Below are 11263 nucleotides of genomic sequence, written 5' to 3' on the forward strand. Positions count from 1 at the left end.
TCAGTGCGTCCCTGGCAGGCCGGCGGCGGCGTCGGCAAGCGCCGCGACGGGGCCCGCCGCATTGAGGAATGCATCTATCGCAGGGCGGGCGCTCCCCTGCCCCGCCGGCTCCACCGCCGAGACGAGGACGGCGACGGCCCGCTGCGGCCCGCCAAGCAAGTGCGCCTTCATCGTCGCGAGCTTCACCTGCGCCGGGCTGCCGGTGAGGATCGAGCCGACGCGGTAGAAGCTTGCGACCTCGCGGACGCTGCCGTTGGAGAAGATCCGTTCGGACTTGCCGCCGGAAGGGGGTGGGGCATCGGTGGTCCAGGCCCAGTCGCCGCCCGGCTCCGCCGCGCCCTGGCCGAAGCCGACCAGTTTCCGCGCCGGCTCCTGCCGGGCGTAGACGACGAGCCAGAGGTCGACTTCCCGTCCGGAGCGGTCCCGGTAGCGGCCGGAGGCGATCCGATCGGCACCGGCGAAATGCGGGGCCCAGGCGCGCCCGCCCCGGTCCGGGACCTGCGTCCAACCCGCGACGGGAGGCATGCGAATGCCGGCGGGAACCGGCGCCGCTCCGGTCGCGGCAATTGCGGCGGACCACAAAGGCGCGGCCGCGGCGAGCCCGAACGCGGCGGCGGCGGCGAGCACGAGGCGGTTGCGCGCCCCGGCCGGCGTGCCCACGGGCTGCAGGTCGGCCGGATCGAACCACGGGTCGCTCGCCTTGCGGTCGAAGAAGGGCCAGGCGGCGCCCATCACGATGGCGATGACGATCGCGAAGAAGATCCAGCCATAAAAGACATGGTCGAAGCTCGCCGCGAAATCCATGCTGTGGGCGCGGTAGGCGACGTAGATCGTCCCCCAGGCGCGGACGCCGTTGGCGAGGATCGGGACGATGAGCGCCGCGGCGACGAACGCCACGCGGCGCCGCCAGGAGCGGAAGCACAGGTTCGCGGCGAGCGCCCCGTAGGCGGCCATGGCAACGAGGAACTTCACGCCCGAGCAGGCCTCGGCGACCTGGAACAGGCCGGTGGGGGTGGTGATGAAGATGCCTTCGATGCGGGCGGGAACGTGGGTCAAGGCGAGCAGCGCCATGCTCATCTTCGCCGTCAGCGTCTGCATCGGTGGGACCAGTTCCTCGCCGGCCGGGATCAGGAACAAGGCGTAGAAGAGCGGAAAGGCGAGCCCTCGCGCCACCGCCTTGCCGAGGCAGGCGATTACGGCGCCCTGCAGCATCAGAACGAGGCCGATGTGGCGGGCGAGCGAGAGGCCCCCCGCCTCGCCAAGCAGCCAGGCCACAGCGCCGGCGGCGACGAGGGCGAGGCCGGGCGTCCAGGCGGCGGGCGCAAGGCGGCGGAGCTCGGGCCAGCGCTGCCAGACCAGCCAGCCGATCAGCGGCACGATCAGCAGGCAATGGTTGAAGGTCGAGCTGTTGTACCAGAGGTTTGCGATATCGGCGGCGTCCTGCCGGAACAGCAGGAGCAAAGCCGCCCACAGGGCCGCGAGCACGGCGGTGTGGAGACGCCAGCCCGAAGCGGTGGTGGGCTCGGCCCGGACGATGGGAAGGACTGCCGTCATGCTGCCTGTCCGTGCCTCCCCATCGCCAGATGGGGAGGGGGACCAGCGACGCTGGTGGAGGGGTCTTTGCCGAGGCGCGTTGCGAATACCCCTCCACCACCCTTCGGGTGGTCCCCCTCCCCACCCGCTTCGCGGGCAGGGAGGCACAAGGCGGCGAGGGGCGCGAGGCGGACGTCCCAGCGATAGCCTTCCTCCATCCGCCTGCGCCCGGCAGCGCCCAAGGCGGCGGCGCGGGCGGGGTCGGCGAGGAGGGCAGCGACTGCCTCCGCCTGCGCGTCGGCACCCTCGGCGACGAGGACGTCGCGCCTGGGTTCCGCCTCGATCCCCTCGAACGCGGCGGGGGTGGCGACGACGGGGCGGCCCATCGCCATTGCCTCCAGCACCTTGTTCTGGATGCCGCGGGCGATGCGCAGCGGCGCGACGACGACGTCAGCGGCTTCGAGCCAGCAGCGCACGTCCGGCACCGCGCCGGTGACGGTCACGCGGTCGGAGGCCAGCCGGCGCACCGCGTCGGTCGGGTTGCGCCCAACGATGGCGAAGGTGGCGGAGAGCCTCGGCATCACCTCGGCGGCGAACCAAGTGACGGCGTCGATGTTGGGGGCGTAGTCCATCTGCCCGGTGAAGACGACGAGCGGGCGCGGCGCCTCGGCCGCTGGGACGATACCGGGCCGGTAGAAATCGAGGTCTACGCCGTTGGCCAGCGCGCGGATGTCGGCATGCGGCAGCCCGGCGCGGGCGCGGAACAGCGCCGCTTCCGCCTCGCTGACGAACAGGCTGGCGTCGGCGCGGACGGCGACGGCGCGCTCGAAGGCGAACAGCCGCTTCGCCTCGCGGCGGTGGATGACGGCGAGCGGGCCGCCGGCGTCGGCATAAGCGGCGAACTTGGCTGAATCCATGTCGACGAAGTCCATCACGAAGCGCTGACGGAGCCGCTCCGGCACGAACTGCGCCATCTGTCCGGAGAAAGCGAAGACGGTGTCGACTGCTCCGCCGAGCATACTTGTGACAAACCTGCGCAGCTCGGCGCTGTCGAACATCGTGAGCGACACCGGCTTGCCCTCGAGCAGCGCCCGCCCGGCGGCGGTGGCCTTGCCGGTGCGGCGGATTTGGACATGGGCCTCGCCCAGCGCGCCGCCCAGCGCATCGCGGAGGGCGGGCAAGTGGGCGGCGTCGGCTTCATCGTCGGCGAAGCAGGCGAGGTGGACGCGGCCGAGCATCGCGAGGTGCTTGAGGATGTGCCACGAGCGGATCTTGTCGCCGCGGTCGGGCGGGAACGGGATACGGTGGGCGAGGAACAACGTCTCCATCAGCCGAGGCCCCTTGCGATCGGCGGGCCGAGGCGGTTGGCAAGCCACAAAGGGAGCTTCTTCCAGGCGGCGACCTGGAGGCGGTATTTGGGCGACAGCGGGTTGGTCTCGCGCGCCTCGCCCTTGATCGCGTAGACGAGCGGCCGAGGCTCGAAGCCCCAATTCTTCTTGTAGGCGAACGCGCCGGTGCCGGCCTTTGAGCGGCCGAAGTCGAAGCGGGTGCAGCCGCGGCGGGCGGCGTGGCGCATCAGTTCGAAATACATGAGCTCGTTGGCCCGTGCGGAACGGGCGTCACGCGTGCCCCCGCCCCAATAAGGATATACGGTGCCGCGGAAATAGAGGGTCAGCACCGAGGCGAGCGGGGTGCCGTCGCGGCTCACGGTGAGGACGTCGGTGTCGAGGCCGTCGAGCACCGCCTCGAACAGCGCGCGCGGGAAAACGGGGGTGCCGAGGTTGCGGACGCTCTCCGAATAGACGCGGTAATGGGCGGCCGTGTCGCGGTTGACGGTCACGTCGAGGCCGAAGCTCAGGGCGCGGCGGACTTCGGCGCGCTGCTTGCGGGGGATGGTCTTGAGGATCGCCTCGTCGTCCTGCGGCAGATCGCGGGCGAAGCCATGGTAGAGGCCCTCCTTGCGTGCCCAGCCGGTGGGGATGGGGCCGCCGCGCAATTCGACCGAGGAGCAGGCGCGGTCCTCAGCGAGGCGCCAGGCGGCTTCAGCGAGCGCGTCCGCCTCCTGGCCCAGCACGCCGCCTTCGACGCCGAAGCCGGTCGAGACGAGGGCGGAGCCGAACAACGGCGAGCGAACGTGGGTCAGCGGCAGGAGGCCGGCGATCCGCCCTCCCCGCTCGGCGACGAGGGTGAGGCTGTGCTGGCCGCAGCCGCGCCCTATCGCCTCGCTCCATTCCGGGAGGTGGAAGGGCGTGGCGTCGGGCTGCGCTTCGACGAAGGCGCGGATCGCCGCCCGGTCCCCCGGTCCAGCGACGCGGACGGTGAGCGCCTCGACGGGCGCGAAGGCGTTCATGACAGCCTCGCCGCTTCCGATGCCGCCACGGCGTCTGTGCGCGTCCATTCGTAGCTGCCGAGCAATTTCAGGAGCTTCCCGCGCATCGCTGACAGGCGACTGTAGTGGCGCAGGCGGGATTTGAGCGGCGCCTGCGCGACCCGCGGCTGGCCGGGGTCGATCTCCCAGGGGTGGAAATAGAAGATGGCGGGCCGGCCCTCGTCGCGATTGACGCGGCGGATCGCCCAGCTCGAAAAGGCGTAGGGGAGCAGGCGGAAAAAGCCACCGCCCCCCGCGGCCAGGCGGCGGCCGGCGACGTTCACGGTGGTGACCGGGAGCTCGATCAGCGTCGAGTTCGCGAGCGGGCGGAAGGCGAACCTCGGGGCCTCGGGCCAGCCATAATGGTCGTGGGCGAGCGGCGCGACGCTGGAGGAATAGGCATAGCCCTCCTCGGCGAGGATCTGGTGGGCCCAGGGGGTGCGGGCGTCGATGGAGAAGCTCGGGGCGCGGTAGCCCTTGGGCTCGGCTCCTGCGGCTTCGGCGATGGCGGCGTGGGCGCGGCGCAGGTCGGCGCGGAAGGCTTCCGGCGCGAGGGTGAAGACCCGGTCATGGTCCCAGCCGTGGCTGGCGACCTCGTGCCCCGCCGCGGCGATGCGGCGGATGAGGGCGGGATAGCGCTCCGCCACCCAGCCGAGGGTGAAGAAGGTGCCCTTCACCCCCGCCTCCTCGAAGAGAGCGAGGACGGCGTCGGCGTTGCGCTCGACGCGCTGGGGCAGGCTGTCCCAGTCGCTCTTGGCGATGACCTTCTCGAAGGCGCCGACCTGGAACCAGTCCTCGACGTCGCAGGAAAGGGCGTTCAGCATTGCGATTGCGCCCCCTGAATCCCTGTTGCCGGCATGCGGTGCACGGCCTCAGGCCGCGTTCGTGTAGCCCGGCGCCTGCTGGCCGTTCTCGACCCATTCGACGAGCAGGGTCAACACGCGGCGGACGGCTTTCTCCTGCTCGTCGACCCGCGCCTCCAGCGTCGCGAGGCGGCGCTCGAGGGCGAAATCGCGCTGCGGCTCGGAGGTGGGGACCGCGGTCGGCCCGGAGCGGATCGGCGCGGGGGCCGCCGCGCGCTGGGGCGTGTCCTCGGCGAGGTCCGCGACCACCGCTTCGACCGCGTCGCCGCCGACCGTCTCCAGCCGCTCCATGCCGGCGTGAAGGAGGAGGCGGCTGGCGAACTGGTTGAGGCGGCGCGGGATGCCGCCCGAATGGCGGTAGAGCGCCGCATAAGCGTCGGCGGTGAAGCCGGGGCGGCCCGCCCAGCCGGCGACGGTCAGGCGGTGGATGAGGTAGGGCTCGACCTCGTTCGCCTCCATCGGCTCGAGATGGTGGGTGGCGATGACGCGCTGGCGCAATTGCTCGAGCCCGCCCTCGCCGAGCTTGGCGCGGAACTCGGGCTGGCCGAGCAGGAAGATCTGGACCAGGGCACGGCCCTGGCTGGTGAAGTTCGAAAGCATGCGAAGCTCTTCGAGCGCCGAGACCGACAGGCTCTGTACCTCGTCGACCACAAGGAGCGTGCGGCGGCCGCGGCGGGCTTCGTCGGAGAGCCTGCGCTCGACCTCGTCAAGAACCCGCGCCTTCGGGCCCTCGCCGGCGAGGCCGAGGCCCTGGGCGACAAGGCGGAGCATGTCGTCGCCCTCGACCTGGGTGGAGACGAGGCTGACGGCGTTCAGCCGCTCCCGGTCGATGGTGGCGAGGAGGTGGGCGACGAGGGTCGACTTGCCCGCGCCGATCTCGCCGGTGACGACGATGAAGCCTTCGCCCTGGGCGAGGCCGTAGCCCAGATAGGCCATCGCCTTTTTATGGGTGCGGCTGTCGAACCAGAAGCGCGCGTCCGGCGTCAGCTGGAACGGCGGGGCGGAGAGGCCGTATTCGTCGGTGTACATTCTTGTCTCCCTCTCCGCTCAGAAGCCGTAGCGGAGGCCGAACAGGATCGTGCCGTAGGTGCGGTCGTAATCACTGCCGTGGCTCGAATAGACGCCCGCCTGGATGTTGGCCTGGACGCGGTCTCCGAACACGGTGCGGTAGTAGCTCGCCGTCACGCCCTCGCTGTTGCCCGAGCCGATGCCGGGGCGGCCGCTGTCGTACCAGCCGGCGAAGGCGTCGAAATCGATGCCCGAGCGGCGGGTCAGGCGGCGGCCGATGCGGCCGTCGACGGTGAAGCTCTGGTCGGTGACGCCGTAGAGCAGGAAGTCGGCGCCCGGCGGGGCGTAATAACGGCGGTTGGCGTAGGTGGCGCCGAGGCCGAAATTCCACACGCCGCGATCGCCGGTGAAGCGGAGGGTCGCGCCGCGGTTGCGGAAGTTGAAATTGGCGACGGACTGCAGCGCGTCGTCGAAGCACTGGCCCTTGCCCTTGTCGCCGAACACGCAGCCGCCCAAGCCGCCGATGCCGCCGAGGCCGGTGCGCGGCACCTGGAAGGTGCTCGGCACGCCGGACAGGTCGGCGATCATCAGGCGGCCGAAGCTGCTGACATCGTCGAAGACGGCGGCGGTGATGACGTAGCTGTCGTTGATACGGTGCTGGAGCGACCCCGTGTAAGTCGTTCCACCATAACGATGTCCGAACCGCGCCTGCAGCTCGGTGCGCGGATTCGGGCGCCAGATCACGCCGGCGTCCCAGATGAGACCGCTCTCGTCATAGGTCAGGAGGCGGGGCTTGGTCGGATCGGCATAGACCTGGCCGTTGGGGCCCACCACCGGCAGGCCGGCGGCATCGCGCAATATGTCCTGCTGGCTCGAATTGTCCTTCTCGTAGCCGATGCCGCCGGTGACGGCGAAGGTCGGGCCCAAGGGGACGACGACGTCGCCGCGGACGTACTTGCCTTCGAACTTGGACTTGAAGCGCTGCTGGTCCTCGCGGACGTAGCCGGCGCCGACGGTCCAGCCGAAGGGGAGGACGCCAGGGGCCATGCCCGCCGAGACCGTGGCGTTCTGGACGAGGCTGCCCTTGTAGCGCTCGACACGGGTGGCGCCCGCCGGAAGTGTGCCGCCGGTGACGTCGTTGTCGTCGACATAGACGTAGCCCAGCCGATAGGCGGCGCCGACCTTCACCGGGCCGACATGGGAGTTGAAGGTCGGGCCGGCATAAGCCGAATAGACGTTGGCGAGATGGGCGTCGGTGCTGGTGCGGAGCGCCGCGACGGGGGCCGAGATGTCGCTCTGGCCGCGGGTCGCGATGGCACCGGCGTCGAACGACAGGGTGCCGGGCACCAGCTCGATATGCGCGGCGGCGAGGCCGGTGTGGACGTCATGGTCCTTGATGTCGCGGTTCCAGGCGATGCGGCGCTGGTAATCGTAGCTGATCGTCGCGGTGACGCGCCGGCTCTGGATGGTCGCGTCGATGCCGCCGCCGACACCGGTATAGGTGAGGACGTCGCCGCCGTTGAAATCGGCGGTCAGCACCTGCTGGATCTCCAGGTACGGATGGATGCTCGAATGCGTCTGGCTGTCGCCGGGCGCGGTGGCGAGCAGCCCCGAGGCGGCAAGCGCGGCGAGCGCGAGGGCTCCCCGCTTGAAGGAGGAGGCGCGGTTCATTGGCCATATCCATAATAGGCGCCGAAGCGGCGTCCGCCGGCGGCGAAGCCGGCACCGTTCAGCAGCAGGCTGACACGCTCACAGGCCGAGAGGAGCTCGATCGCCTCCCGGAGGTCCGCCTCGCTCGTCCGGTCGGCGCCGACCACCATCACCAGCTGCCCGGCATAGCCGGCAAGCACGGTGGCGGGGGATGCCATGAGGGCGGGCGGGGAATCGAACAAAATGATGCGGTTGGGCCGCTCCGCCAACCGGGCGAAAACGTCCTTCGCCCGCTCCGAGGCGAGCAATTCGGTGACGTTGGCGACCTGGCGCCCGCCCGGCAGGATCGAGAGGCCGGGAAGGTCCGTGCGCAGCACCAGGCTCTCCGGATCGAGCCGCGGGTCGGCAATGGCGTCGACGAGGCCGGTGTCCGCCTCGAGACCCAGGGTCTTCATGACCTGCGGGTTGGGGAAATCGCCGTCGACCAGCAGAACTTCGGTGTCGGGTTCGCCGGAGATGGAGAGGGCGAGATTGAGGGCGCAGAAGGTCTTCCCCTCCCCTGGCTGGGCCGAGCAGAGGAGAATGGTGCGCTTCTTCTCCTCGGCGACGCCGGTCATGGCTCGGGCATTGAGGAGCAGCTGGCGCTTGACGATGCGGAACTCCTCGGCGAGCGCGCCGACCGGCGCCTCCGGCTCGATCAGCGCGCCCTGCTTCAAGCGGCGGCGGTCGATCGGGTGGACGGGGCCGACCGGCACCGGCAGCGCCGCGCGCTTCGGCGCAGGCTTTGGCGCCTCGGCAACGGGCGCAGGCGCCGGCTCATAGACGGGTGCAGGCTCAGCCTGCCGGACGGGTGCAGGCTCAGCCTGCCGGAAGGGTGCAGGCTCAGCCTGCGCCACCGGCGGCGGCGGGGCGAGGCCGAAGCCGTACAGCTCGGCGGCCCGTTCGAGGAGGGAGCCGCGGCGCGCGAGAGGGCTATGCTGGTTCATCTCTTGCCCCTCACGCGACCGTGCTGCGCTGCCAGAATTCGACGACCATCAGCACCGCATAAGCGGCGCCCAGCGCCCCTGCCCCGCCGACCAGCCAGACCAGCCGCTGCCGCGCCTGCGCGCGCCGCGCCTCGGTCCACACTTCGGTGACGGTGCCGAGCACCGGCAGTCCGGTGGCGGCTGCTAGCTTGTTCTGGGTCGGGAAGGTCGCCTGGAGCTGGCCCTTGACGAAGGCCGCGCCGATGCCCGCGGCAAGCGCCGCCAACAGGATGAGGGTGAGGAGCAGCGGCCGCTTGGGCGACACCGGTACGGTCGGCAGGCTCGGCGGATCGATGACGCGGAAGGTCATCGACGCCGTCTTGGACTGCACGTCGCTGCGGAGGCGGAGCTGCTCGCGGTCCTCGACGAGCTTGTCATATTGGCGCTTTAGGACGTCATAGTCGCGGTTGAGCTTGGCCTGCTCGGCGGCGACGCCGGGCTCCGACGCCTGCTTGGAGGCGAGCTGGGCCATGTCGGCCTGGAGCTGCGCCTTGCGCTGGCTCGCTGCCTGGACCTGCCCTTCTTTCTCCGCGATCGTGGTGCGCAGCGACACGTAGGACGGGTTGGTCATGCCGCCGGCATTGGGGCTCTCGCGCGCCGCAAGCGGCTTCAGGCGGGCGATCTGGGCGCGAAGAGCAATGACGTCCGGGTGCGAATCGGTCCAGCCGCGTGCCGAAGCCTGCGAGAGCTGGGCCTGCAGAGCCTCGATCTGGGCGGTAACCGGCCCGCCGGTCGAGCCGCCGAGGCCAGGAATGGTCTGCGGCGTGCTGCCGAGCTGACCCCGCAGCGCTGCGAGCGAGGACTGGGCCTGGACGAGCTGGCTGTCGACGCTGGAGAGCTCGGCACGGGCGCCGGCCAGCCGCGATTCGACCGAGCCTTCGCCGGGCAGCAGCCCGAGATAGCGCTGCTCGAACTGGACCCGCGCCTGCTCGGCGGCCTGGAGCTGGCCCTCGCGGCGCTTCAGCTCCTGGTCGAGGAAGGCGATGCCCTCGTTCGATTCGGTGCCGTTGCCGCCCGGCGGGGCGACGAATAGGTCGAGGAGGTTCTTGACGATCGCGTTGGCGAGGCGGGCATTCTGCGCGTTGGAGAAGCCGCGGACGTTGCCGGTGGCGCTGATCTCGAACAGATTGTCCTGCTGGGCGGTGACGTTGATCTGCTCGCGCAGCTTCTCGACCTGGGCGGCGAGATCGCGGTCCGTGGAGACGAGGCCGTTCAATTCGGTCCGCCGCACCACCTTCTCGAGGTTGCCGGTCGAAGTGAGGGTCTGGCGCAGCCGGGTGAGGTCGCTCGCCCGCTCCTGCGCGGTGATGCCGACCTGGTTGGGCAGCACCGACTGCATCTGCACGAAGACCCGCGCCGAGCTTTCATATTTGCTGGGGATGAGGGCGACCACCAGCCAGCCGACGAGGCACAGGCCCCAAGCGACGCCGAGCGCGAGCCAGCGCCGGCGCCACACCTGGTGGAGCGCGATCCGGGCCTGTTCGTAAAGTCCGTCCATGCGGTGGCTCGTGTCCTGCTAAAAGGGTTCGTCGCGGCGATCCGGCCAGGCGGTCAGAACATGCTCTCGGGGATGATGATGACGTCGCCCGGCTCGAGCCGGACGTTGGCGCTGGTGTCGCCGCGCTTCAGCAGCCGCGCGATGTGGAGGTCATATTCCTTCTGCTCGCCCGTCGCCTTGTCGTGGCGGATGAGGCGCGCGCGGTTGCCGGCGGCGTACTGGCTGAGGCCGCCGACCTGGATCATCGCGTCCAGCAAGGTCATGTTGGCGCGGTAGGGAAGCGCGGCCGGCTTCTCGGTCGCGCCGACGATGCGGATCTGCTGGGCGTAGGTGCCCTGGAAGCTGTCCACCATCACCGAGACCCGCGGGTCCTCGACATATTTAGCGAGCGAGACGCGGATATCGTCAGCGAGCTGGGCCGGCGTCTTGCCGGCGGCATTCAAGTCCGTGATCAGCGGCGTGGTGATCATGCCGTCGGGGCGGACCTGCACCTTCGCGCCGAGCTCCGGGTTGCGCCACACGAAGATCGACAGCTGGTCGAGCGGGCCGATGATGTACTTCTCCGCCTTGACGTCGTCGCTGCCGACGAAGGTCGCGGCGGGGAGCAGGTTGCCGGAGCGGCCGCCGGAGGCGCAGCCGCTGAGCGCGACGGCGCCGGCGCCGAGGAGAAGGGTGATCCGGGTTTGCCTCAGTGCACGCATCGGAAAATATCCTCTTGGGCTCGAACCTTGCGGGCCATGCCGGAGAAACCGGGCACAGCTTTGGGTCTGCTCTTGGGCCCAAGAGGTAAAATTACCGTTAGGAACAACGCGCTTTGGCGGCGCGTCCCGCTGCGGGACGCCCCTCGGGCGGGGCGTTAAGCCCCTTCGCCGACGGCGATTTCGCGCGCCGGCTCGTGCCCGAGAAAGGCCTGCGGGCTCGCCGAGAGGCCATAGGCGCCGGCGAGGAACACCGCGACGAGGTCGCCGACTTCGGCGCGGGGCAGCATGACGTCGTCGGCGAGGCGGTCGAGCGGGGTGCACAGGCAGCCGACGATGCTCGCTTCCTCCTCGGCCGGCGCGGCGAAGCGCGACGCGATGGCGACCGGGTAGTTGCGGCGGACGACCTGGCCGAAATTGCCCGAGGCGGCGAGCTGGTGGTGCATCCCACCGTCGGTGACGAGGAAGGTCTTGCCGTGGCTGACCTTCCGGTCGACGATGCGGGTGAGGTAGACGCCCGCCTCCCCCACCAGCCAGCGGCCCAGCTCGATCGCGAAGCCGCTGTCGGCGAGGATCTTCGGACGCGCCTTGAGCGCCTCGTGCAGCGCCTCACCGACCTT

At 70.4% G+C, this 11263-nt stretch carries 10 protein-coding genes; all 10 read right to left on the reverse strand.

The features are described 5' to 3' along the window. Nucleotides 1-1554 carry an exosortase A gene (gene xrtA / locus VGC56_RS11625; protein ID WP_464125068.1) on the reverse strand — a complete coding sequence of 518 codons (1554 nt, stop codon included), beginning with the start codon at nucleotides 1552-1554 and terminating at the stop codon, nucleotides 1-3. Continuing rightward, nucleotides 1551-2861, reverse strand: a complete 1311-nt coding sequence (locus tag VGC56_RS11630; RefSeq protein ID WP_464125069.1) for a TIGR03087 family PEP-CTERM/XrtA system glycosyltransferase — start codon at nucleotides 2859-2861, stop codon at nucleotides 1551-1553. Before VGC56_RS11630 ends, xrtA begins: the two co-directional genes overlap by 4 nt. After that, a complete protein-coding gene (locus VGC56_RS11635; RefSeq protein ID WP_464125070.1) occupies nucleotides 2861-3883 on the reverse strand; it encodes a FemAB family XrtA/PEP-CTERM system-associated protein in 1023 nt (340 codons plus the stop codon). Before VGC56_RS11635 ends, VGC56_RS11630 begins: the two co-directional genes overlap by 1 nt. Continuing rightward, the gene (locus VGC56_RS11640) at nucleotides 3880-4725 is read right to left on the reverse strand and encodes an XrtA system polysaccharide deacetylase (RefSeq protein WP_464125071.1); all 846 of its coding nucleotides are present in this window, start codon (nucleotides 4723-4725) and stop codon (nucleotides 3880-3882) included. Before VGC56_RS11640 ends, VGC56_RS11635 begins: the two co-directional genes overlap by 4 nt. Nucleotides 4726-4773: 48 nt before the next feature. Further along, nucleotides 4774-5793 carry an AAA family ATPase gene (locus VGC56_RS11645; protein WP_464125072.1) on the reverse strand — a complete coding sequence of 340 codons (1020 nt, stop codon included), beginning with the start codon at nucleotides 5791-5793 and terminating at the stop codon, nucleotides 4774-4776. A gap of 18 nt (nucleotides 5794-5811) precedes the next feature. Next, on the reverse strand, nucleotides 5812-7443 hold the full coding sequence (locus VGC56_RS11650) for a hypothetical protein (RefSeq protein WP_464125073.1): 1632 nt from the start codon (nucleotides 7441-7443) through the stop codon (nucleotides 5812-5814). Continuing rightward, complete coding sequence (locus VGC56_RS11655; protein ID WP_464125074.1) at nucleotides 7440-8408, reverse strand: P-loop NTPase family protein; 969 nt, start codon at nucleotides 8406-8408, stop codon at nucleotides 7440-7442. Before VGC56_RS11655 ends, VGC56_RS11650 begins: the two co-directional genes overlap by 4 nt. A gap of 10 nt (nucleotides 8409-8418) precedes the next feature. Then, nucleotides 8419-9945 (reverse strand): XrtA system polysaccharide chain length determinant, encoded by a 1527-nt coding sequence (locus tag VGC56_RS11660; RefSeq protein WP_464125075.1) that lies wholly within the window; start codon nucleotides 9943-9945, stop codon nucleotides 8419-8421. Between the two features lie 53 nt (nucleotides 9946-9998). Then, nucleotides 9999-10646 carry an XrtA/PEP-CTERM system exopolysaccharide export protein gene (locus tag VGC56_RS11665; RefSeq protein WP_464125076.1) on the reverse strand — a complete coding sequence of 216 codons (648 nt, stop codon included), beginning with the start codon at nucleotides 10644-10646 and terminating at the stop codon, nucleotides 9999-10001. 155 nt (nucleotides 10647-10801) lie between these two features. Next, on the reverse strand, nucleotides 10802-11263 hold a 462-nt coding region (locus VGC56_RS11670), incomplete at its 5' end, for a type III PLP-dependent enzyme domain-containing protein (RefSeq protein WP_464125077.1).

The organism is Allosphingosinicella sp. (assembly GCF_036403745.1).
GTDB lineage: Bacteria > Pseudomonadota > Alphaproteobacteria > Sphingomonadales > Sphingomonadaceae > Allosphingosinicella.